Genomic DNA, 23,098 nt, shown 5'->3' with positions numbered 1-23,098 from the left:
CGGGATGAACGGCACCCACCCGCCCGTAACAGCCCCTGAAACCGCCCTGCTGGAACAGGCCGCCGCCGCGCCGATGCTGGCACAGGTCGAGGCATGGGCCAGCATCAACAGCGGATCGCGCAACCTGACCGGGCTCGCTGCCATGGCCACCACGCTCGCCGATGCCTTTTCGGTGCTGCCGGGCGCGATCGACCTGATCGAACCCGATCCGGTCGAAACCGTGGCGCCCGACGGCCGCATATCGGTGATCCGCCATGGCCAGCATCTTCGCCTGACCGTCCGCCCCGATGCGCCGGTCCAGTTGCTGCTGACAGGGCATATGGACACGGTATTTCCCGTCGACCACCCGTTTCAGACGCTTCGCTGGCTGGAACCCGGCATTCTCAACGGCCCCGGCGTCGCCGACATGAAGGGCGGCATCGCCGTCATGCTCGCCGCCCTGACGGCAATCGAGCATAGCGAGGCGACCCGGACGCTTGGCTATCAGGTGGTGATCAACAGCGACGAAGAAGTCGGCAGCCCCTCTTCCGCCGCCCTGCTCCGCCAGGCAGCTGCCGGCAAGCGCGCCGCCTTCACCTATGAACCGGCCCTGCCCGATGGCACGCTGGCCGGCGCGCGGGCCGGCAGCGGCAATTTCTCGATCATCGTCACCGGCCTCAGCGCCCATGCCGGCCGCAACCCCGACGATGGCCGCAATGCCCTGCTCGCGGCCGCCGATCTCGCGCTGCGCCTGAAGGCCGGCAGCGGCAGCGGCTTTTCCTGCAATCCCGCCAAGATCGACGGCGGCAGTCCCAATAATGTCGTGCCCGACCATGCCGTGCTGCGAGTCAATTTCCGCCCGCGCACGCCGGACGATGAAATCGCGGCCCGCGCCCTGCTGGATCGGGCCATGGCCGATGTCGCCCGCGACCATGGCGTCAGCCTGCATCTCCATGGCGGCTTTGGTCGCCCACCCAAGCCCATGGATGCCAAGGCCGAGCGGCTGTTCGGCCTGGTCAGGCGTTGCGGCGCGGAACTTGGCCTCGACATCGGCTGGCGCGACACCGGCGGCGTGTGCGACGGCAATAATATCGCAGCTTGCGGCGTCCCGGTGGTCGACACGATGGGCGTGCGCGGCGGCAGCATCCACAGCGACGCCGAATTTCTGATCAGCGACAGCCTGGCCGAGCGCGCGCAACTGTCCGCGCTGGCGCTGCTGCGGATCGCCCAAGGACAATATTGAGAGAGAGGACCGCCTTTTGAGTTTCTACATGCGCACCGCGCGAGCGGACGACCTGCAGACCCTGTATGAAATGGCGAAGCTGACCGGCGGTGGCTTCACCAACCTGCCGCCCGATCGCGCCGCCCTGACCGCCAAGCTGGAGCGCACCGAACAGGCGCTCAGCCGGCAGGATGGCGGGATCAAGGACGACCTGATCGTCCTGGTGCTGGTCAATGCGCAGACCGGCCAAGTGCGCGGCACCTGCCAGATCTTCAGCACGGTGGGGCAGAGCTGGCCCTTCTACTCCTATCGTCTGGGCGTGCTGACCCAGCATAGCCGCGAACTGGCCCGCACCTTCCGCGCGCAGATGCTCTCGCTCACGACCGATCTGGAAGGATCGACCGAGGTTGGCGGCCTCTTCCTCCACCCGCGCGAACGGGCCGAGGGACTTGGCCTGCTGCTTGCGCGCAGCCGCTATCTCTATATCCGCAACCATCGCGATCGCTTCGGCGACCGGGTCATCGCCGAATTGCGCGGCGTGATCGACGAAGCGGGCGGCTCGCCCTTCTGGGACGGTCTTGCCGGCCGTTTCTTCGGCATGAATTTCCAGGAGGCCGACGAGTTCAACGCGGTGAACGGCAACCAGTTCATAGCCGACCTGATGCCCAAGACGCCGATCTACACCGCAATGCTGACCGACAGCGCCCGCGCCGTCATCGGCCTGCCCCATCCCAATGGTCGCGCGGCTATGCGGATGCTGGAGACCGAGGGTTTCACCAATGCCGGCTATGTCGACATTTTCGACGGTGGCCCGACCATGGTGGGCCAGATCGACCAGCTCCGCACCGTGGCCCAGGCACGCGACGTCACCTTGGCGGCCACCCATGACAAGGGCGGCGACAAGATGCTGGTGTCAACCGGCCTGCTCGCCGATTATCGCTGCACCTATGGCTATGTGCAGGAGGGCGAGGATGGCAGCATCTCTCTCGACGCAGCCAGTGCCGCGCTGCTGCAGCTGGACATCGGACAGGCATTCACCATGGCGGGACGGGCATGAGCGTGCGCGAGATCAATTTCGACGGGCTGGTAGGGCCAAGCCATAATTATGCCGGCCTCAGCCTTGGCAATCTGGCCTCGTCCCGCAATGCTGGCGCCGTGTCGCACCCCCGTGCCGCAGCCTTGCAGGGGATAGAGAAGATGCGCGGCAATCTGCGCCTCGGCCTCGCCCAGGGTATTTTCCTGCCGCAATGGCGTCCTGACGGCGCCTGGCTCGCGACCTTGGGCACCGACATCAGCAATGCCGATCCGCATATCCGCGCAGCCGCCATGTCGGCCTCCTCGATGTGGGCCGCCAATGCCGCGACCGTCTCGCCGGCCGGCGACACCGCCGACGGACGCACCCATCTGACCGTCGCCAATCTCGTCACCATGGCGCATCGCAGCCATGAATGGCCCCAGACCCTGGCGCAACTGCGCCTCGCCTTTTCCGACACCCGCGCCTTTGCCGTGCATGACCCGATCCCCGCACCCTTTGGCGACGAAGGCGCGGCCAACCATATGCGCCTGTGCGACAGCCATGGCGCACCGGGCATCGAGGTTTTCGTCTATGGCCAGTCGGGCGGTCCCTTCCCCGCCCGCCAGCATGTCGAGGCGAGCAAGGCCGTCGCCCGCATTCACGGCCTCGATCCTGCCCGCACGCTGTTCGTGCAGCAGTCGCAGGAGGCAATTACTGCCGGCGCCTTCCACAATGACGTCGTCGCCGTCGCCAATGAACGCGTTCTCTTCACCCATGAACAGGCCTTTGCCGACAAGCAGGCCTTCTACGCCTCGCTGCGCACGCTGTTGCCGTCGGCGGAGATCGTCGAAGTGCCCGCCAGCGCCGTCAGCCTGGCCGACGCGATCAAGAGCTATTTGTTCAACGCGCAGCTCGTCACCTTGCCCGATGGCACCATGGCGCTGATCCTGCCGAGCGAGGCGCAGGCGGTTCCGGCCGTATGGACCTGGCTGGAACAGATGATCGCTGGCAATGGCCCGATCCGCAGCCTGATCCCTGTCGATGTGCGTCAGTCCATGGCCAATGGCGGCGGCCCCGCCTGCCTGCGCCTGCGCGTGGTCGCGGATCCAAAGGATATCGACCCGCGTTTCCTGGTTGATGAGCCGCGCCTGGATGAAATCGCCCGCATCGTTTCGGACTATTGGCCCGAAACCATTGCACCCGACGACCTGTCCGACACGCGCCTTATTGCCCGGATCGAACAATCATGGTTAAGCCTTGTTGACCATTTGCAACTTTCGGGCGACTTAATGCCTTAGAAGATGGACGAGAGCCTCGGATGAGTCTGATGGAACGGATCAAACGCCTCTTCACGATCAAGACCAAGTTCGAGGCTTTCCTCGTGATCTACGCGCTCGCGCTGGGCGCCAGCGAGCGCGGCGTCGTCTATATGCATCAATATCCCGGCGTCGGCGGCCAGTTGCTCGCCCTCGCCTGCTCCGGCGCCGTCTTCATGGCGGGCGGAAAAATGCTCGATGCCCTGGAACTCCAGCGCAGTTACGGCTCTTGATACTGCCTGAACACCATTGCTCGCAAAGCAACACCAGTTCGCCGCACATAAGGGATATTACGTAGCCGCCGCCCGTTGGTGAGGGTCTTTGTGCCTGCACCCAGATTTGGGAGAGGGTCAATCATGCCGGACGACATAAGCGACAGGAGTGTCACCGCTGCGGAACTGGTCCGCAACTTTGCCCATTGGCGCGAGATCGGCGCGCGACACCCCCTGCTGATCACTCATCATGGCCGCGAAACCCATGTCTTCATGGGGCTGGACCGCTTCAAGGCGCTCGCCAGCCAGGACGAGTTCGACCAGAATCCGGATCGACTACGCGAACTGGCGGTGCGCATGGCCCAGGGGCTGATCCTGTGCCGCGCCGATTTTCGCATCGACTTGATCAATCCGGTCGCGTTGGCCATGGCACGGCGCTGGGACCGCCGGCTGGAAGGGCAGATGCTTTGGGATGCGCTGCCAGAACTGGTCGGCACGCTGACCGAGGCGCATGCCCGGCACAGCCAGGTGTCCGGCGAAATCAGCGCTGCGGATATTCCCTCCCCCTTCCGCGACGATAGCTGGCTCCACGTCGAAACCTTTCCCTTCGCAGACGGGATCGGCCTGCTGCTGCGCGACATCACGTCCGACGTGCAGCGCCATCGCCTGGCCGACGTCAAATCGGCCATCCTTAAGGCGATGGGCATCCATGGCGGCGTCGGTTATGCCCGTCTCTCCAACCGGGGTTTCATCGAATATGTCGATGCCACCATCTGCACCCTGGTCGGGCTCCCCGAAGCCCGCCTGATCAACGCCTATATGACCGACCTCATCGCCCTGCCACAGCGGCCGCATTTCCGCCAGGAACTGGAAGCCGTGCTGCGCGGCGAGGGCGACCGCCGCGTCCAGGCCCATCTGCTCACCAATGGCGGCGCCTTGCTTCCCATGGAGGGCGCCCTCGTTCAACTGCGCGGCACCTACGGAACGGAGGGTGTCGTGCTGGTCATGACCCCGCCCTGCTTGAGCGAAAACGACCAAGCCGGTTCCCAATGATGTAAAATCCAGCGGTCGTAGCGGATTTGTCTGTGTAGACCGTTCAGCATCTCCCCGAAATGTCCGAAAAGCCCCGAAAACACTGCCTCTGATTTACACAATTCGCACAAAAGGTGCGTGAATTTCGCATACCGCTTTTTGAATGTTGCGCCTTTATTGGAGTGACATGCGGAACCCTCCTCTCCATGCGGTGCTTCGCCTCGCTCGACTGGGCCAGGCCATGTCCCGTCATGAGCGTGGCAGCGTGCTTGTCGAAGCCGCCTTCGCCCTCCCCCTGATGATCATCCTGTTGCTCGGTATCCTGCTCTATGGCGGCTGGTTGATGACCGCTCATAGCCTGCAGCAGGCAGCCAATGACGCGGCACGCGCGGCCGTGGCCGGCATGACCGCGACCGAGCGCCGGGCGCTGGTCGACGAAAGCGTCAATGCCAGCCGCCCGTCCTTTCCGTTGCCGGGGGCGCAGACGATCGGCGTCGCCGCCAATGCGAACAGCGGCTATTATACGGTCACCCTGACCTATAATCTCAGCAACGCGCCCTTCTTTTCCGCCGCCATCTTTCCGATGCCCGCCGCCCAGATCCAGCGGAGCGCCGTCGTGCGGATTGCGTCATGAACCAGCCGCACAAGCGCATGCGCCGCCTGCTCGCCGACAAGCGCGGCGGCATCAGCGTTCTGTTGGCGGGATCACTGTTCATGCTCGCCGGCGCCGCCACGGTCGCCGTCGACCTGGGATCGGTCTATCTCGCCAAGCGCCAGTTACAGGGCGTGGCCGATGCCGCCGCGCTGGCAGCCAGCAGTGGCGGGCGATCGGCCGCCGAAGCCTTGCTGACCAAGAGCGGCGTGCCCGGCGTATCCCTGGTGGCGGTCCAGACCGGCTATTATGACCAGAATAGCGCAGTTGCGGTCGGCAATCGCTTCGTGTCGGGCGACCCGCGCGCCAGTGCGATCCAGGTCCAGGTCCAGCGCCGTACCCCCCTGTTCTTCGGCCGCCTGCTGGTCGGCAAGGATGGCGTCGATGTGCGCGCCCATGCCACCGCCGCACGCTCCGACGCGGCAGCCTTCTCGATCGGCACCGGCCTTGCCTCGCTCAGCGGCGGCCTTCCCAACATGCTCCTGTCCGCCTTGGCCGGAACGGAGCTTAATCTGTCGGTCATGGACTATCAGGGGCTGGCCAACCTGAACGTCGATCTGCTCCATTTCGCCGATGCGCTCAAGGTCCGCACCGGCCGCAATGATGCCGCCTATGGCGAGTTGTTCGGCGCCAATATTCCGCTGTCCGACGTCATCGGCGCCATTGCCGACACCGCGGACAATAGCAGCACGGCCGCCCTACTCCGCAATATCGGCGGCAAGCTGCCGGGCAAGAGCGTCCGCCTCAGCGATGTCATCGATCTGGGACCGATGAAGGGGACCGGCAGTTCGACCGGCCAGCCCAGCCTGCTGCTCGACTCCTTCTCGATGCTGCGCATGGTGCTGAGCCCGCCATCCTCGACCGCGGTGCCACTGGACCTGACCCTGAACGTTCCGGGCCTGACCAGCACGCGGCTGAAGCTCATCACCGGCACCGGCCAGGCCAGCACGCCCCTGATCAGCATCACCAACGACAAGAATTTCATTCTGCGCACGGCGCAGACCCGCATCTTCCTGGAAAGCCGGGTCGCCACCTTGCTGTCCGGGATCGCGACGATCCGCATCCCGCTCTATGTCGAACTGGCATCGGCCGAAGCGCAATTGTCGAATATCGTCTGCGATCAGGGTGCCATCAACAATGGCGTGACGCTGGCGGTCAAGCCGTCGATCGGCACGGCGGTGATCGCTGACGTCGATGAAGCCGCGCTCACCAATTTCTCGACGCCCGCCAATCCGCGCACCGCAACGCTCGCTTCCGTCCTCGGATCGCTGACCCAGGTCCATGCCTATGCCAATATCGCACTGGGCGGCGTGACCCAGCAAAATGTCCTGTTCACGCCCAGCGATATTTCCGGGCAGCAGAGCAAGACCGTCAGCACCCAGGATCTGACCCAGGGCGTCGCCTCCAGCCTGGCCAACCAGACCAAGGTCACGGTGACGCTTGCCGGGCTGCAACTGCCGCTCAGCCCCCTGATCTCGCCCGTCATGAGCCTTCTCGGTGAAACGGCGCAGATTCTCGACGGCTTGCTGAGCAACCTCACCGCCATCCTTGGCGTGAAGCTGGGAACCGCGACGGTCAAGGTCCACCAGATGCGCTGCGGGATGCCCACGCTGGTCGCCTGATGCGCTAAGCCCTTGCCATCATTGCCGCCGGCTTGCAGGAACAGGCCATGGGCGCAATCATGCTGCAGGGAACCGGATCGGACGTCGGCAAATCGGTGCTGGTGGCGGGGCTATGCCGCGCCCTGCTCCGCCGGGGTTATCGCATCCGGCCATTCAAGCCACAGAATATGTCGAACAATGCGGCCGTCACCGTCGATGGCGGCGAGATTGGCCGCGCACAAGCGCTGCAGGCGATCGCCTGCGGGGTCGAGGCACATACGGACATGAACCCGGTGCTGATGAAGCCCCAGGCCGACCGGACATCCCAGTTGATCGTCCATGGCCAGGTGCGCGGCACATTGGGCAGCGGCAATTTCCGCAGTGCGCGCGGGCAGTTATTGGGCGCCGTGCTGGAAAGCTATGAGCGGCTGAAGGCGCAATGCGATATCGTCGTCGTCGAAGGCGCCGGATCGCCGGCCGAGATCAACCTGCGCGCCGGCGACATTGCGAACATGGGCTTTGCCCGTGCCGCCGACGTGCCGGTGCTGCTGGTCGGCGATATCGATCGGGGCGGCGTAATCGCGGCGATCGTCGGCACCAGAGCCGTCATCGACCCGGCGGATGCCGCGATGATCCGTGGCTTCCTGATCAACAAGTTCCGGGGAGACCCCGCGCTGTTCGAGGATGGCTATCGCCAGATCGAGGCGCTGTCGGGCTGGCGCGGCTTTGGTGTCGTCCCCTGGCTGGAGGATACCGCCCGTCTGCCCAGCGAGGATGCGGTGGTGCTGGAGCGGACAGCACAGCCCGGAACCGCGCGCACCATCATCGCCTGCCCCATTCTGCCGCGCATTTCCAATTTCGACGATCTCGACCCGTTCAAGCTCGATCCCGGCGTGGAATTGCGCATGGTGCCGCCCGGTCAGCCGATACCGGCCGAGGCCGCGCTGATCGTCCTGCCCGGTTCCAAGGCGACGATCGCCGACATGGCGGCCATGCGCGCGCAGGGCTGGGACATCGACATATTGGCGCATCATCGCCGCGGTGGCGCGATCCTGGGCATTTGCGGGGGATATCAGATGCTGGGGCGCCATATCGCCGATCCTGACGGCATCGAGGGACCAGCGGGCACCGTCGCGGGCCTGGGGCTGCTCGACGTCGAGACGCGACTGTTGGCGGGCAAACGACTGGAACGGGTCGAGGGCGTGGCGCTGGGCGCCGTGTTTGGCGGCTATGAGATGCATATCGGCGAAACGACTGGCCCCGACAGCGACCGCCCCTTTGCGCGCCTTGGCGGCGATGCTGACGGCGCGATCAGCGCCGACGGCCGGGTGATGGGCACCTATGTCCATGGCCTGCTCGCCAGCAGCCCGCTGCGCGCGGCGCTGCTTGCGCGGCTCGGCATCGATGGCGGCGTGGCGGATTATGACCAGTCGGTCGACAGGGCACTGGATGCGATCGCCGCGCAGCTGGAAGAGCATCTGGACATCGACGCGATCGTCGCCTTGGCACTCGACTGAACGCCCACTTCCCAAACGCCAAATGGGCCGGAAACCTTGTGGTTTCCGGCCCATTTTATTCCTGTGAAGGAATGGTGCACCCGGAACGATTCGAACGTCCGACCCTCAGATTCGTAGTCTGATGCTCTATCCAGCTGAGCTACGGGTGCGTTGTGGAGGCGCAGATATAAGGGCCCGGCTGATCTGGCAACCCCCAAAAATCATCAATGTGAAATTTATGCAAAAATCACCGACAAAAGCCCGCATTTCCGGGACTTGGCCCTCGCCGCCTATTGCTTGCGACGCGGCCAGGGATGGAGAATCGGGATGTAGATGGCGGCAACAATGCCCAGCGCCAGGAAAGTGAGGCCGATCGCCAGCGCAATCACCCAATAGCGCGGGTCTTCCTGCGACACGAACCAGCCCGCAATCAGCGACGGGATGAACAGAAGGAGGCGTGCGATCCAGACCATGGATATTCCCCGCATGTCGAACGATGCGTCGATCCTAGCATGCTGACTTCGGCAGGGAAAATAATCTGGAAGCCGCTTTGGCCTCCAATCGGTCATTCCCGATAGGGCGGCCGCAGCCGCATGCCCTTGGTCCGGCTGGTCAGATGATATTGGCGACACAGCGCACAGCGATAAGGCCGCAGGACGATATCGGCCCGATGGACGACCGCCCAGGCCTCCTCTTCCGTGGCATAGCGTGCCTTGCGGGTGCAGATGCCCAATGTCGTGCGCATGATGGAATGCTTCGCCAGATCGCGCCCGGCGTCAATGCCGATTGACGCAGAAAAATCTAAAGCAACTACAGTGAGTTGCGTTCGATCGTTCAGCGATGAAGGAAAATGGTGCACCCGGAACGATTCGAACGTCCGACCCTCAGATTCGTAGTCTGATGCTCTATCCAGCTGAGCTACGGGTGCGTTGGAGTGGCGCTGTTAGAAGCGTCCGGCGGTGCTGGCAAGCACTTTCTTTCACTTTTTTCGACAATGCCCCAACCATGGGCGTTTTCGGCAACTTCCCGGCGGGCCGATCGTTTCGACGCTGGAAAGGATGCCGACATGAGCTTCACACCCAATGAGATTGCGCTGCTGCTGGTGGCGCTGCTGGCCGGCCTGGTGCTTGGCCTGATGATGAGCGGCCGGGGCAAATATAAGCGGCTGTGGCGCGAGGAGCAGAGCGCCCACCACCATGCCATCCGCGATCGCGATGCGCGGCTGAATGCCGCCAATGAACGGATCGCCGAACTGGAGCGGCAGTCCGCCCCGATCGGCCCCGGCACGGCCACCGCCGTGGCCGGCGGCGTGCATGGCCGCGATGACCTCAGCCGCATCAACGGCATCAGCCAAACGCAGGAAGTCGCGCTCAACGAGGCGGGCTATCATCGCTATGGCCAGATCGCGGCGCTGAATGGCGAGCAGGAAGCGACGCTGGAAGCCCGCCTGGGGCTTAAGCCCGGCACGATCGCCCATGAGGACTGGCGCGGCCAGGCGCATGATCTGGAACGGGGCGAGAAGCCAGGCCTGCTGAGCCGCCTCACCGGCCAGGCCTGATCCCCTGAAACGAAGAAGGGCGGGAGTTCCCTCCCGCCCTTTCCGCTTACCTCTTCGCCAGAGCGGCCTGCGCCGCGGCGAGACGTGCGATCGGCACGCGATAGGGCGATGCCGAGACATAATCGAGGCCGGTCGCCTCGCAGAAGGCGATCGAGGCCGGATCACCGCCATGTTCGCCGCAGATGCCCAGCTTGATGCCCGGGCGGGTCGCCCGGCCGCGTTCGGCCGCCAGTTCGATGAGCTGGCCCACGCCCTCCACATCGATGCTGACGAACGGATCACGGGCGAAGATGCCCTTGTCGACATATTGCGTCAGGAACCGGCCAGCGTCGTCGCGGCTGATGCCGATCGTCGTCTGGGTGAGGTCGTTGGTGCCGAAGGAGAAGAATTCGCCGACTTCGGCGATTTCACCGGCCTTCAGCGCCGCGCGCGGCAGTTCGATCATCGTGCCGACCAGATAGTCGACCGACGCGCCCTGCTCGGCGAACACGTCCTTGGCGACCTGATCGACGATCGCCTTCATCAGCTCCAACTCCTTCTTCGTCGCGACGAGCGGGATCATGACTTCCGGGATCGGCGCTTCGCCGCTCCGTTCCTTCACGATCAGCGCGGCTTCGAAGATGGCACGGGCCTGCATCTCGTAGATTTCGGGATAGGTCACGCCCAGGCGGCAACCACGATGGCCCAGCATCGGGTTGAATTCGTGCAGTTCGGCGGCGCGACGCTTGAGCGCCTCGACACCGACGCCCGCCGCCTTGGCCACTTCCTCGAATTCCGCTTCGCCATGCGGCAGGAATTCGTGGAGCGGCGGATCGAGCAGGCGGATGGTCACGGGCAGGCCGGCCATTACCATGAAGATCTGCGCGAAATCGTCACGCTGTTCGGGCAGCAGCTTGTCGAGCGCGACGCGGCGGCCCTTCTCGCTGTCGGCCAGGATCATCTCGCGAACGGCGGTGATGCGAGCCGCGTCGAAGAACATATGCTCGGTGCGGCACAGGCCCACGCCTTCGGCCCCGAAGTCGCGCGCGGTCTGGCAGTCGAGCGGGGTTTCCGCATTGGCGCGCACCTTCAGGCGACGAACCTTGTCGGCCCAGGCCATCAGGATGCCGAAGTCGCCGGCCAGTTCGGGCTGCACGGTCGGCACTTCGCCCGCCATGACTTCGCCGGTGGCGCCGTCGATGGTCAGGATATCGCCTTCCTTCAGCTCGCGGCTGCCGATGCGCAGGATCTTGTTCGCATTGTCGATCGACAGGCTGCCAGCGCCCGAGACGCAGGGACGGCCCATGCCGCGCGCCACCACGGCGGCATGGCTGGTCATGCCGCCACGCGCGGTCAGGATGCCCTTGGCCGCGTGCATGCCGTGAATATCTTCCGGGCTGGTTTCGACGCGGACCAGGATGACGGCATCGCCCAGTTCGTTGCGACGCTCGGCGGTGTCGGCATCGAACACGATCGCGCCGCTGGCCGCACCCGGCGAGGCCGGCAGGCCCTTGGTCAGCACATCGCGCGCCGCCTTCGGATCGAGGGTCGGGTGGAGCAACTGGTCGAGCGCGGCGGGATCGACGCGGGCGACGGCTTCCTCTTCCGAGATCAGGCCTTCGCTGGCCATTTCGACCGCGATCTTGAGCGCGGCCTTCGCCGTACGCTTGCCCGAGCGGGTTTGGAGCATCCAGAGCTTGCCCTGCTGCACCGTGAACTCGATGTCCTGCATGTCGCGATAATGGGTTTCTAGGATGTCGAACACCCGTGCCAGTTCGGCATAGGTTTCGGGCATCGCCTCTTCCATCGACAGCGGCTTGGCCCCTGCCCGCTCGCGCGCCTGCTTGGTGAGGTACTGCGGCGTGCGGATGCCGGCAACGACGTCCTCGCCCTGCGCGTTGATCAGATATTCGCCATAATAGGCGTTCTCGCCGGTTGCAGGATCGCGGGTGAAGGCAACGCCGGTGGCCGAGGTGTCGCCCATATTGCCGAACACCATCGCCTGCACATTGACGGCCGTGCCCCAGTCGCCGGGGATCGAGTTCAGGCGGCGATAGACCTTGGCGCGGTCCGCCTGCCAGCTGCCGAACACGGCCGAGATCGCGCCCCAGAGCTGGTCGGCGACATCCTGCGGGAAAGGCTTGTTCCAGAGCTTGGCGACCAGCGCCTTATATTCCGAAACCAGCGCCTTCCAGTCCTCGGCGGTCATTTCGGTGTCGAGCGTGTAGCCCTGATCTTCCTTAGCGATTTCAAGGGCTTCCTCGAATGCGCCATGATCGAGTTCCAGCACCACGTCCGAATACATCTGGATGAAGCGGCGATAGCTGTCCCAGGCGAAACGCTCGTCGCCCGATGCGGCGGCCAGGCCCAGCACGGTCTCGTCATTGAGGCCGAGGTTGAGGACCGTGTCCATCATGCCCGGCATGGAGATGCGCGCGCCCGAACGGACCGAAACCAGCAGCGGATCAGCCGCGTCCCCGAACTTCTTGCCGGTGACCGCCTCGATATGGGCGATGCCATTGGCGACTTCCGCCTTCAGGCTTTCGGGATAGACGCCGCCATCGGTATAATAGCGGGTGCACATTTCGGTGGTGATGGTGAAGCCCGGCGGCACCGGCAGGCCGATCGCGGCCATGCCGTCCAGGTTCGCGCCCTTGCCGCCCAGCAGATTCTTGTCGCCCTTGCCCCCGTCGTTCACGCCACCGCCGAAACGATACACATAGCGCGTCGAAGTGGTGCTCATCTGGGCCTCTTCCGTCATAACCATATACCGGCTCTCCCTGCACTGATTGCCGAGTTGTGCGTTGCAATAATAATGCCGCAATTAGCGGCTCAAGCCATTAGGGGATAGGACTTATCCCGCTTAAATTCGCATATTTCCCGCAGATTTTGGAATTTCGTTTCCTTATCCTGTAATCTTCGAAAAGTCGGCGACATTGTGCACTGCATCACGGACCCGCGCCAGCAGCGCGAGGCGAGTCGTGCGCTTCGCCGGATCAGCATCATTCACCGTCACGGTCTCAAAGAAGGCGTCGATCGGCGCACGGAGCGTCGCGAGCGCAGCCATGGCGCCCTCGAACTCCTCGGCCGCGACAGCCTGTGCCGCCTGCGGTTCCGCCGCGTCGAGCGCAGCGATCAGATCAGCTTCGGCCTTTTCGGGTTCATAGGAAAGCGAAATCGCCTCCGCCTGCTCGACGCCTTCCTTCTTGAGGATATTGGCGGCGCGCTTGTAGCCCGCGAGCAGATTAACGCCGTCATCGGTCGCGACGAAGGACTGGAGCGCCTTCACGCGGGCGAGCAGGCGGACAAGGTCGTCCTCGCCACCCAGCGCGAACACCGCGTCGATCAGGTCATGACGAACGCCGGCTTCCTTCTGCTGGACCTTGAGGCGGTCGGCGAAGAAGTCGAGTAGATCGCCCTCAGCAACCGGCATACGCAGACCATTGGCGGTCACGATCTGGATCACGCCCAGTGCTGCGCGGCGCAGCGCGAACGGGTCACGCGAACCGGTCGGCTTTTCGTCGATGCCGAAGAAGGAACGCAGGGTATCCAGCTTGTCCGCCAGACTGACCGCCACCGTAACCGGCGCGGTGGGGACGTCATCGCCCTGCCCGACCGGCTTGTAATGGTCGCGGATCGCGTCGACGACGGCGTCGGGCAGGCCTTCGGCGCGGGCGTAATAGCCGCCCATAACCCCCTGTAGTTCGGGGAATTCGCCGACCATTTCGGTGACGAGGTCCGCCTTGCACAGGTCCGCCGCCTGGCGTGCCAGCGCCGGGTCGCAGTTCGGCACGATGCCTTCAACCGCCAGCCATTCGGCCAGCTTGGCAATCCGCTCCACCTTGTCGGCGACGGTGCCCAGCTTCTCATGGAAGGTGATGCGGCCCAGCTTCTTCGCCTGATCGGCGAGCGGGGTCTTGCGGTCCTGCTGCCAGAAAAAGCGGGCGTCGCTCAGGCGTGCGGCCAGCACCTTGCGGTTGCCGGCGACGATCGCCACGCCGCCATCCTTCGCCTCGATATTGGCGGTGCAGATGAAGGCCGGAGCCAGCTTTCCGTCCGCATCACGCAGAACGAAATATTTCTGGTTGATACGCAGGGTTAGCTGAATAACTTCAGGCGGAACTTCAAGAAATTCCGGATCGAAATCGCCGAGCAAGGGCACCGGCCATTCGGTCAGGCCGGCATTTTCCGCGACCAAGCCCTTGTCCTCGATCACGCTATAGCCCTTGGCCGCGGCGGCCTCGCCGGCCTTCGCCTCGATGATCGCCTGACGCTCCTGATGCGAGACTATGACATAGGCGGCGCGCAGCTTTTCGGCATAGTCATCGGCGCCGTCGATGCGGATCGCGCCGGTCGAATGGAAGCGATGCCCCACCGTCTCGCGGCCAGCCTCAATCCCTTCGATCGACAGCGGCACGATCTCGCCGCCCAGCAGCGCGATGATGCCCTGCAGCGGACGGACCCAGCGCAGGCTTTCGGTAGTGGCACTGGCCGCACCCCAGCGCATCGACTTGGGCCAGGGGAAGGCGCGGATGACCGCCGGCACGGCGTCGGCCAGCACGTCGGTGGTGGCGCGGCCGGGCTTGTTCACCACGGCGAACCAGACGCCGTCGCGATCCTCCAGCTGATCCTGGGTCAGACCGGTCTTGCGCAGGAAGCCTTCGAGCGCCTGCGCCGGGGCGCTGGTGCGGGGGCCCTTGAACTCCTCGCTGACCGCCGCGGTTTCCAGCGGCAGGTCGCGGGCGATAAGCGCCAGGCGGCGCGGCGTGACGAAGCTGTCGATCGACGCGGGCTTGAGCCCGGCCTTGGCCAGTTCCTCGGTGAAGAGGCGGGCCAGATCGTCGGACGCCTTCAATTGCATGCGCGCGGGAATTTCCTCGCAGCGCAGTTCAAGGAGGAAATCGGTCATGCGATTTCCTCCGAAGCCCCAGCGCAGGCTGGGGCCGCAAGCGAATGCAGTGCCACATGGCCCGAGATCCCAGCCTTCGCTGGGATGACGATATTATTCATGGTCATCAGGCGGTCCATCCGTTGGTCTTCATCCACGCTTCGCAGCTACCCTTCGCCATGTCGCGGACCTGGCCCATATAGCTGGCGCGCTCCTGCACCGAGATCACGCCGCGCGCCTGCAGCAGATTGAAGGTGTGACTGGCCTTGATCGCCTGCTCAAAGGCCGCGAGCGGCACATCATTGGCGATGCACTGGTCATATTCGGCCTTGCAGTCCTTGAACCAGCGGAACAGTTTTTCGGTGTCGGCGACCTCGAAATTCCATTTCGACATCTGCCGCTCATTTTCCAGGAACACGTCGCCATAGGTGACGCCCTGGTCGTTGAACTTCAGGTCATAGACGCTGTCGACGCCCTGAATATACATGGCGAGGCGTTCAAGGCCGTAGGTCAGCTCGCCCGCGACCGGCTTGCAATCATAGCCACCCATCTGCTGGAAATAGGTGAACTGGGTGACTTCCATGCCGTCGCACCAGACTTCCCAGCCCAGGCCCCAGGCGCCCAGCGTCGGGCTTTCCCAGTCATCCTCGACAAAGCGGATGTCGTGGACCAGCGGATCGATGCCGATTTCCCGGAGGCTGCCCAGATAGAGTTCCTGCAGGTTTGCGGGGCTGGGCTTCATGATCACCTGATATTGGTAATAATGCTGCAGCCGGTTCGGGTTCTCGCCATAGCGGCCGTCGGTCGGACGGCGGCTCGGCTGGACATAGGCCGCGTTCCAGGGCTTGGGCCCCAGGCTGCGCAGCGTGGTTGCCGGGTGGAATGTACCCGCCCCCACTTCCATGTCGTAGGGCTGAAGAATGACACAACCCTGCTTGCCCCAATAGGCGTGCAGGGTGAGAATGAGGTCCTGGAAGGAAAGCGCTTTGCCCTCGGCCACCGGTGGTCCTTGCAATAATGACAGATTATGGTCGGCCGCGCCTTGGCGCAGCGCGGGCCAAGGGTCAAGGAAAAGCCGCGTCGAACAGGGTTAAGCCGCTTGCCCTCCGCGCCCGGCGCCCGCATGGAAGGGATATGAGACTGACCGCTTTCCCGTCCCGCTGGCTCGCCGCGGGACTTTTGCTTCTCGGCGCCTGGGGCCAGACCCAGCCCGTCGTCGCCCGCGAACCCGTCAACATCGCTGTCAACGTCGCCCCTGCCCTGTGGCAGGTGAAGGACGCCGACACGACCATCTATCTGTTCGGCACCGTCCATGTGCTGAAACCGGGGATCGACTGGTTCAAGGGCGGGGTGAAGCAGGCGTTCGACGCATCGGACGAACTGGTGCTGGAAATCATCGAGCCGGAAAACCCCGGCGAGATGGCGCAGATGATGGCGGGCAAGGCGATGGCGACCGACCGGGTCGCCCTGTCCACCCGGCTCGCGCCCGACGCCGCGCAGAAATATCGCGCCGCGATGGTGGCGGCCGGCGTACCCTGGCAATCGTTCGAGGCGTTCAATCCCTGGATGGCGGGCATGATCCTGTCGGTGGCGCCGCTGCAGAAGCTGGGCTATCAGTCCGACATCGGCGCGGAGAAGATATTGCGGGCCGCAGCCGAGAAGGCCGGCAAGAAGGTCGGCGCGCTGGAAACGGTGGAGCAGCAGCTCAATTTCTTCGCTGATCTGCCGATGGCGCAGCAGGTCCAGTTCCTCAACGCCACGGTCGAGGGGATGGACGGGATGGAAGGCAAGTTCGCCGCCCTGCTCAACCATTGGCAGACTGGCCAGCCGGAAAAGCTGGCCGACGAGATGAATGATTCGCTCAAGGCCACACCGGAACTGGCCCAGGTGCTGCTGATCAACCGCAACGCCAATTGGGCCAAGTGGATCAAGGCGCGACTGGATCAGCCCGGCACCGTCTTCGTCGCCGTCGGCGCGGGCCATCTGGCCGGCAAGGGCAGCGTGCAGGATCAGTTGAAGACGCTGGGCATCGCCAGCGCGCGCGTGAAGCAGGGGGAATAAGGCCATGAAAAGCTGGATGATCCGTTTTCTGGCCCTCTGCGGCCTTGCGCTACTCGCCGCCTGCGGCAGCGAACAGAAGGCCCCTGCCCCCAAGGTCGAGGCCGGCCAAGGGCCGGCGCTGTGGCGGGTGGAACGCGCCGGCCTGGACGGCTGGATCTTCGGCACCATCCATGTCCTGCCCGAAGGGGTCGACTGGCAGACGCCGACGATCAAGCAGGCGTGGAAGGATGCCGACCAGCTGGTGCTGGAGGCCGCCGACCTGCAGGACCAGCAGAAGACGCTGGGCCTGTTCGAAAGCATGGGCCGCAGCCCCAACCTGCCCGCGCTCGACGCGCGCGTGCCGGCGGGCGAGCGCCCCGAACTCGACCGGATCGTAAAGGAAGGCGGCACCAGCGCGCAGGCGCTGTCGGGCTATGAAAGCTGGGCGGCCGCCATGCTGCTGTCCGCCGCGTCGCAGGAAAGCCTGAACGTCAGCCAGGCCAATGGCGTCGAGCCGGTACTGATCGCCGCCTTCAAGGGCCGGCCGATCGGTGGCCTCGAAACCGTCGAGCGCCAGTTCGGCGCCTTTGACGACCTGCCCGAAGCGGCGCAACGCAAGCTGCTGATCCAGACCATCCATGAAGCCAAGGACATGAAGGCACTCTATAATCGCATCCTGACCGCCTGGGCCAAGGGCGACATGGAGGCGATCGCGAAAGAGGACCAGAATGGCGAGCAGCCCGATCCGGTGGTCGAGGATGCGATCCTGACCGCGCGCAACCGCGACTGGGTCGGCGCGGTCGACAAGCTGAAGGGCCGCCCCTTCATCGCGGTGGGCGCCGGCCACCTGACCGGCAAGGACAATCTCGTCGACCTGCTCAAGGCCAAGGGCTACAAGGTCACGCGCGTGCAATAAGCCAACGCTAAACTTGCTTTATCGCCGCTTTCTGCTACAGGGCCGCCTTCCCGCGATGGTCATCCCTGGAGGCGTGGCGGGAAAATTGTATCAAATTTGCTTTTGGAGACACGCAATGAGCGAGCAGCTTACGCTGTCGGCCGAGGCACGCGATCGGGCAGGCAAGGGAGCCTCCCGCGCCCTCCGCCGTGAGGGCCGCGTACCCGCCGTCATCTATGGTATGAACGAAGAACCCCTGTCGATCCACGTCGAGGAAAAGCTCCTCAACAAGCAGCTCGGCACCGGCCACTTCTTCAATTCGGTCATCATGGTCGAAGTCGGCGGCAAGACCGTCCGCACCCTCGCCAAGGATGTGGCCTTCCACCCCGTGACCGATCGTCCGCTGCACGCCGACTTCCTGCGCGTTTCGGAACATGCCACCGTGACCGTCGCTGTCCCGGTGCGCTTCGAGAATGAAGACGCCTCGCCCGGCCTCAAGAAGGGTGGCGTGCTGAACGTCGTCCGTCACGACGTCGAACTGGTCGTCGATGCCGCCGAGATCCCCGATGACGTCGTCGTCGACCTCAAGGGCTTCGAAGTCGGCGATTCGATCCACATCAGCGCCGTGACCCTGCCCAAGGGCGCGAAGGCTGCGATCGAAGACCGCGACTTCACCATCGCCACCATCGTCGCTCCCTCGGCTCTGAAGAGCGCCGAAGGCGAAGCCGCCGAGGGCGAAGGCGAGTAATCGTCTTGCAGCTTGCTTGCAGGCTGGAAATTCCGATCCCGTCCGCCTAACCGGCGGGCGGGATTTTTCTTTTCATGCGAGATAGACGATGCAGATCTGGGCCGGCCTCGGCAATCCGGGGCAGCAATATGCGATGCACCGGCACAATGTCGGCTTCATGGCCGTGGACCTGATCGCCGACATGTATCGCTTCTCGCCGCCCAAAAAGCAGTTCCAGGGCTGGGTGCAGGAAGGGCGGATCGGCCCGGAGAAGATCATCCTGCTCAAACCCGCCACTTTCATGAACGAAAGCGGCCGCGCGGTCGGCGAGGCGATGCGCTTCTACAAGCTGACACCGCAGGACGTGACCGTCTTCCATGACGAGCTCGATCTTGCACCAATGAAGGTCAAGGTGAAGCGCGGCGGCGGCAATGCCGGCCATAATGGCCTGCGTTCGACCGACGCCCATATTGGCAATGATTTCCGCCGCGTGCGGCTGGGCATCGGCCATCCCGGCCACAAGGACAAGGTCCATGGCTATGTGCTGGGCAATTACCACAAGAGCGAGATGGACGCGCTGGCCGACATGCTGGGCGCGATCGGTGCCGAGGCGGAATGGCTGGCCAAGAATGACGACGCCCGCTTCATGAACGAAGTGGCGCTGCGGCTGGCCGACTGAAGGCCGATCAGAAGCGCGCCGACAGACCCAGTAGCGGCCCTTCCTGCGACACGTTCCAGCGAAATTGCTGGCCGGTAAAGTCGCGCATCCGATATTGCTGGTGAACGAAGCGATAGCCAGCGCGAACGGTCAGTGGCAGGCCGGCGAGGCGCAGCCGATAACCGATCGTTCCTTCACCATCCATACTGGATTTCCGATCGCTAAAGCCGCCGGCATTCAGGCGCGCGTCGATCACCCAGTGACGGTCGATATCGCCCGCCGTGCGGACGCCGGCCAGCACCTCCGTCCAGTCGGCCTTGCGATTGGCCGTCAGGCCCAGCGCCGCGACATCGGCCGACAGTTTCGACCAGCGCAAACCGACGACCGGCGCGAAGGTAAAGCGCCGCCGATCCCCATGGACGGTTCGCTCCGCCATGCGATGGTCGATGATATTATAGAAGAGGCCGCCCGACACATGGGTCTTCCTGATGCCCAGTCCGACCTGCTGGTGATAGACGGATGCGTCCTGACTGGTCTTCACATATTGGCCATCGACATAGGCGCCGACCTTGCCATTGCTCAGGAGGACTTCACCCATGGTGACGAAGTCGAGATGGTCGAATATCTCCGAAAAGGGCATGTCGACCCTGGTGCGGAACCCAGCCAGTTCCACATTGCCGTGCAGCGATGCCGCCCAGACATAGGGCGAGACGGTGAGATGCCAGCCCTGATCGGGCGTGTCATCGGACAGGTGCGCCGGCGCCTCCTGCGCCAAGGCCGGTCCGGCATAGACAAGGGCATTGGCGAGCAGGCAGCATAGAGGAAGATATCGCATGGCGGCGCCCCCAGCCGATCAGGACAGTCCCAGGAATTTGAAGGCCGGCGCATCCTTGAACTGGCCGCCGACCTCGCCCGAAAAGGTTTTCGTCTGGTTCGGGCCAAGATCGAGCTTCTTCACCTTGGCAGAAGGCGCAAAGTCGATCGTCTTCAGATCGACCCAGAAGCTGTTCGGCGTCAACGCGGACTCGAAGAAATAGAGCTTGCGCTTGTGATCCGCGACCGTGCGCCAGCGGGTCGAGGAGATGTTGGGCTGGTCCGGGGTCGAGATGCCGAATGGCACCGAGACATTGCGGATCACGCTGAACACGCTGGCCAGCGCCGTCACCGGGTCTTCGCTCTTGGGAATGGCCTTCACATAGAAGGAGGCGCGGGCGAAGCGATCGGCCGAGCGGTTGGTGCCCGGCAACATGGTGGTGCCGCCAATATCCTTCCAATAGGCGTTGAGCGCCAGTTGCTCGTCGAAGATCGGCGAATTGGTCATCACCGGATATTGCGGGCCGTGATGGATCACCAGCTTGCCCTTGATATATTCGAAGATGGCACTGTCGCCCGACGCATCCGAAATCGCGAGGTGGAGCGTGCCGAGCCGTTCCTCGCCGGGAATATTGTCGGTGACGACGACGAAGCTTTCCTTGCCCAGTGCGTCGACCGCCTCCTTCACCGTGGCGAAATTGTCGAGCACATATTGGGTCCAGATGGCGATGCTCATGCCCGGCTGCTTGCCATCGAAATGCGGATATTCGGATTCGACCAGCCACAGGAGATTGGCGGTCAGCCCTGCCTCGTTCATGCCGTCCGTGGTGGAAATGTCGTAGCCGGTGGCGATCACGCTGCCATAGCGGGACGTCCATTTGACCGAATTGGGCCCCGCCTCCCCACTGCGCGCGATGCCGCGCGGAAAGATCCAGAGGTTGGTGCCGACATCGACCTTCCAGTCCATCGACCGGGCGGTGATCACATCATCATTGGCGCCATGATAGACCAGGCGCGTGCAGGCATCGGCCGATACCGAAGCCAGTTGCGCCGAGAGCAGCGCAAGACCGGACAGGAAAGCAGGCAGACGAGACATGGAACCTCCTACAAAGGTCACGATACTGTCACTGAAAATGCCGATTTTCTGAATAGTTGCCATGGGTGATAACCCGCATGACGGCTTTGGCCAACCCGTCTCTTGCGCAGTAATCGCATGCGATCACGGCCGCCCGCACCTTCGGCGCGACAAAGCGCATTGCGCAGTGCAGCATGAACAAGCCATAGAGGCGTAACGACTTATTAGGCAAAGCAGGGGACAGAGGTGATCCAGACCGTCGCGACCACGCCTTTCGACGACCAGAAGCCCGGCACATCGGGCCTGCGCAAGAAGGTTCGGGTCTTCCAGCAGCCCCATTATGCGGAAAATTTCATCCAGTCGGTGTTCGACAGCCTGGACGGCTATGCCAGCCAGTCCTTGGTGATCGGCGGCGATGGCCGCTATCTCAATCGCGAAGTCATCCAGATCGCACTCAGGATGGCGGCGGCCAATGGCTTTGGCCGAGTGCTGGTCGGTCAGGGCGGTATCTTGTCCACCCCGGCTGCGTCGCATCTGATCCGCTCGTCCGGCGCCTTTGGAGGGCTGGTGCTGTCGGCCAGCCATAATCCGGGCGGCCCGGACGAGGATTTCGGCATCAAATATAATGTGTCGAACGGCGGGCCAGCCCCCGAAAAGGTGACCGACGCGATCCACGCGCGGACCCTGACGATCGACAGCTATCGCATCCTCGATGCCGCCGACGTCGATATCGACACGCTCGGCACCAGCCAGCTGGGCGCCATGACCGTCGAGGTGGTCGATCCGGTCGCCGGCTATGCCGCGTTGATGGAAAGCCTGTTCGATTTCCCCGCGATCAGGGCGATGATCGCCGGTGGCTTCACCCTCGCCTTCGACTCGATGAGCGCGGTGACCGGCCCCTATGCGACCGAGATTTTCGAAAAGCGCCTGGGCGCACCGGCCGGAACGGTGATGAACGGCACCCCCCTGCCCGATTTCGGCCATCACCATCCCGACCCCAATCTGGTCCATGCCAAGGCGCTCTATGACCGGATGATGGCCGCCGATGCGCCCGACTTCGGGGCGGCGTCGGACGGCGACGGCGATCGCAACCTGATCATCGGCCGCCATTGTTATGTGACGCCTTCGGACTCGCTCGCGGTGCTGGCCGCCAATGCCCATCTGGCGCCCGGCTATGCCGGTGGCCTCAAGGGCATTGCCCGGTCCATGCCGACCAGCGGCGCGGCCGACCGGGTGGCGCAGAAGCTGGGCATTCCGCTCTATGAGACACCGACCGGCTGGAAATTCTTCGGCAACCTGCTCGACGCCGGCATGGCGACGATCTGCGGCGAGGAAAGCGCCGGCACCGGGTCCGACCATGTGCGCGAGAAGGACGGCATCTGGGCCGTCCTGCTGTGGCTCAACATCCTGGCCGCGCGCCAGCAGAGCGTGGCCGACATCATGGCCGATCATTGGGCGACCTATGGCCGCAACTATTATGCCCGCCACGACTATGAAGCGATCGCCAAGGACAAGGCCGACGCGCTGATGGCCGCCCTGCGCGACACGCTCGCCAGCCTGCCCGGCACCGGCAACAGCGGCGGCACGGTGAAGGCGGCGGACGATTTCGCCTATACCGACCCGACCGACCAGTCGGTGAGCCGGAACCAGGGCGTGCGCATATTGTTCGAGGATGGATCGCGCGTCGTCTTCCGCCTGTCGGGCACCGGCACCGAGGGCGCGACCCTGCGCGTCTATATCGAACGCTATGTCGGGCCGGACGGCGATCTGGCGCTGGCGACCGGCGATGCGCTGGCGCCGCTGGTCGCGGCCGCACAAGAACTGGCCGACATCGCCGGCTATACCGGCATGGATCAGCCCAGCGTCATCACCTGAACCGGTTCACCATCGCTTACCCCGCAGCAACGGGACAGCAATGACAGCAACCTAAAGGCGGTGGG

The 23,098-nt window shown here is 64.1% G+C and carries 21 protein-coding genes and 2 tRNA genes; 14 read left to right on the top strand and 9 right to left on the bottom strand.

The genetic code is table 11. The features are described 5' to 3' along the window. The first annotated feature begins 4 nt into the window (after nt 1–4). From JQK15_RS16740 to JQK15_RS16705, 8 genes are all read left to right on the top strand, one after another. Nucleotides 5–1,222 carry a hydrolase gene (locus JQK15_RS16740; RefSeq protein WP_214866528.1) on the top strand — a complete coding sequence of 406 codons (1,218 nt, stop codon included), beginning with the start codon at nt 5–7 and terminating at the stop codon, nt 1,220–1,222. A gap of 16 nt (nt 1,223–1,238) precedes the next feature. Next, nucleotides 1,239–2,258: an arginine N-succinyltransferase gene (locus JQK15_RS16735; RefSeq protein ID WP_210729757.1), complete on the top strand. Its 1,020-nt coding sequence runs from the start codon at nt 1,239–1,241 to the stop codon at nt 2,256–2,258. After that, on the top strand, nt 2,255–3,514 hold the full coding sequence (locus JQK15_RS16730; RefSeq protein WP_214866527.1) for an N-succinylarginine dihydrolase: 1,260 nt from the start codon (nt 2,255–2,257) through the stop codon (nt 3,512–3,514). Before JQK15_RS16735 ends, JQK15_RS16730 begins: the two co-directional genes overlap by 4 nt. A gap of 29 nt (nt 3,515–3,543) precedes the next feature. Then, complete coding sequence (locus tag JQK15_RS16725; protein WP_029547748.1) at nt 3,544–3,765, top strand: hypothetical protein; 222 nt, start codon at nt 3,544–3,546, stop codon at nt 3,763–3,765. A gap of 123 nt (nt 3,766–3,888) precedes the next feature. Beyond that, nucleotides 3,889–4,797, top strand: coding sequence for a histidine kinase (locus JQK15_RS16720; RefSeq protein ID WP_010337851.1), 909 nt, complete (start codon nt 3,889–3,891; stop codon nt 4,795–4,797). A gap of 166 nt (nt 4,798–4,963) precedes the next feature. After that, nucleotides 4,964–5,410 carry a TadE/TadG family type IV pilus assembly protein gene (locus tag JQK15_RS16715; RefSeq protein WP_251007820.1) on the top strand — a complete coding sequence of 149 codons (447 nt, stop codon included), beginning with the start codon at nt 4,964–4,966 and terminating at the stop codon, nt 5,408–5,410. Continuing rightward, the gene (locus JQK15_RS16710) at nt 5,407–7,050 is read left to right on the top strand and encodes a TadG family pilus assembly protein (RefSeq protein ID WP_214866526.1); all 1,644 of its coding nucleotides are present in this window, start codon (nt 5,407–5,409) and stop codon (nt 7,048–7,050) included. The genes JQK15_RS16715 and JQK15_RS16710 overlap by 4 nt, the downstream gene beginning before the upstream one ends. Nucleotides 7,051–7,097: 47 nt before the next feature. After that, nucleotides 7,098–8,546: a cobyric acid synthase gene (locus JQK15_RS16705; RefSeq protein ID WP_214866525.1), complete on the top strand. Its 1,449-nt coding sequence runs from the start codon at nt 7,098–7,100 to the stop codon at nt 8,544–8,546. Nucleotides 8,547–8,618: 72 nt separating this feature from the next. Here the strand turns inward: JQK15_RS16705 and JQK15_RS16700 are convergent. The 4 genes from JQK15_RS16700 to JQK15_RS16685 form a co-directional block, all read right to left on the bottom strand. Beyond that, nucleotides 8,619–8,695, bottom strand: a tRNA-Arg gene (locus tag JQK15_RS16700). A 120-nt stretch (nt 8,696–8,815) separates the two neighbouring features. Next, the gene (locus tag JQK15_RS16695) at nt 8,816–8,998 is read right to left on the bottom strand and encodes a DUF4175 domain-containing protein (protein ID WP_136187347.1); all 183 of its coding nucleotides are present in this window, start codon (nt 8,996–8,998) and stop codon (nt 8,816–8,818) included. Nucleotides 8,999–9,090: 92 nt separating this feature from the next. Then, complete coding sequence (locus JQK15_RS16690) at nt 9,091–9,270, bottom strand: hypothetical protein (protein ID WP_004207303.1); 180 nt, start codon at nt 9,268–9,270, stop codon at nt 9,091–9,093. A 106-nt stretch (nt 9,271–9,376) separates the two neighbouring features. Continuing rightward, a tRNA-Arg gene (locus JQK15_RS16685) sits at nt 9,377–9,453 on the bottom strand. Nucleotides 9,454–9,591: 138 nt separating this feature from the next. On the opposite strand from JQK15_RS16685, the gene JQK15_RS16680 reads away from it, so the two are divergent. Continuing rightward, nucleotides 9,592–10,083 (top strand): helix-hairpin-helix domain-containing protein, encoded by a 492-nt coding sequence (locus JQK15_RS16680; protein WP_004207304.1) that lies wholly within the window; start codon nt 9,592–9,594, stop codon nt 10,081–10,083. A gap of 46 nt (nt 10,084–10,129) precedes the next feature. Here JQK15_RS16680 and ppdK read toward each other — a convergent pair whose 3' ends face one another. The 3 genes from ppdK to JQK15_RS16665 form a co-directional block, all read right to left on the bottom strand. Continuing rightward, a complete protein-coding gene (gene ppdK, locus JQK15_RS16675) occupies nt 10,130–12,829 on the bottom strand; it encodes a pyruvate, phosphate dikinase (protein WP_214866524.1) in 2,700 nt (899 codons plus the stop codon). A 138-nt stretch (nt 12,830–12,967) separates the two neighbouring features. Beyond that, a complete protein-coding gene (gene glyS, locus JQK15_RS16670; protein WP_214866523.1) occupies nt 12,968–14,971 on the bottom strand; it encodes a glycine--tRNA ligase subunit beta in 2,004 nt (667 codons plus the stop codon). 106 nt (nt 14,972–15,077) lie between these two features. Further along, nucleotides 15,078–15,950 (bottom strand): glycine--tRNA ligase subunit alpha, encoded by an 873-nt coding sequence (locus JQK15_RS16665; protein WP_004207307.1) that lies wholly within the window; start codon nt 15,948–15,950, stop codon nt 15,078–15,080. Nucleotides 15,951–16,084: 134 nt separating this feature from the next. Here JQK15_RS16665 and JQK15_RS16660 point away from each other — a divergent pair, with 134 nt between their 5' ends. The 4 genes from JQK15_RS16660 to pth all read left to right on the top strand — a co-directional run bounded on the left by JQK15_RS16660 (nt 16,085) and on the right by pth (nt 19,291). Beyond that, nucleotides 16,085–17,011 (top strand): TraB/GumN family protein, encoded by a 927-nt coding sequence (locus JQK15_RS16660; RefSeq protein WP_214866522.1) that lies wholly within the window; start codon nt 16,085–16,087, stop codon nt 17,009–17,011. Between the two features lie 4 nt (nt 17,012–17,015). Next, entirely contained in the window at nt 17,016–17,906 is an 891-nt protein-coding gene (locus JQK15_RS16655) for a TraB/GumN family protein (protein WP_214866521.1), read from the top strand. Nucleotides 17,907–18,021: 115 nt separating this feature from the next. Then, nucleotides 18,022–18,633, top strand: a complete 612-nt coding sequence (locus JQK15_RS16650; RefSeq protein WP_004207310.1) for a 50S ribosomal protein L25/general stress protein Ctc — start codon at nt 18,022–18,024, stop codon at nt 18,631–18,633. 88 nt (nt 18,634–18,721) lie between these two features. Beyond that, nucleotides 18,722–19,291, top strand: a complete 570-nt coding sequence (gene pth, locus JQK15_RS16645) for an aminoacyl-tRNA hydrolase (protein ID WP_214866520.1) — start codon at nt 18,722–18,724, stop codon at nt 19,289–19,291. 7 nt (nt 19,292–19,298) lie between these two features. Here the strand turns inward: pth and JQK15_RS16640 are convergent, their stop codons facing one another. Further along, entirely contained in the window at nt 19,299–20,105 is an 807-nt protein-coding gene (locus tag JQK15_RS16640) for a porin family protein (protein ID WP_214866519.1), read from the bottom strand. Nucleotides 20,106–20,123: 18 nt separating this feature from the next. After that, entirely contained in the window at nt 20,124–21,179 is a 1,056-nt protein-coding gene (locus JQK15_RS16635) for a linear amide C-N hydrolase (protein ID WP_214866518.1), read from the bottom strand. 225 nt (nt 21,180–21,404) lie between these two features. Here JQK15_RS16635 and JQK15_RS16630 point away from each other — a divergent pair, with 225 nt between their 5' ends. Beyond that, nucleotides 21,405–23,033 (top strand): alpha-D-glucose phosphate-specific phosphoglucomutase, encoded by a 1,629-nt coding sequence (locus tag JQK15_RS16630; RefSeq protein WP_214866517.1) that lies wholly within the window; start codon nt 21,405–21,407, stop codon nt 23,031–23,033. The last annotated feature ends 65 nt before the right edge of the window (nt 23,034–23,098 follow it).

The organism is Sphingobium sp. BHU LFT2, assembly GCF_018604485.1.
GTDB classification, from domain to species: domain Bacteria; phylum Pseudomonadota; class Alphaproteobacteria; order Sphingomonadales; family Sphingomonadaceae; genus Sphingobium; species Sphingobium yanoikuyae_A.
This window is presented reverse-complemented; position numbering and strand designations above follow the sequence as displayed.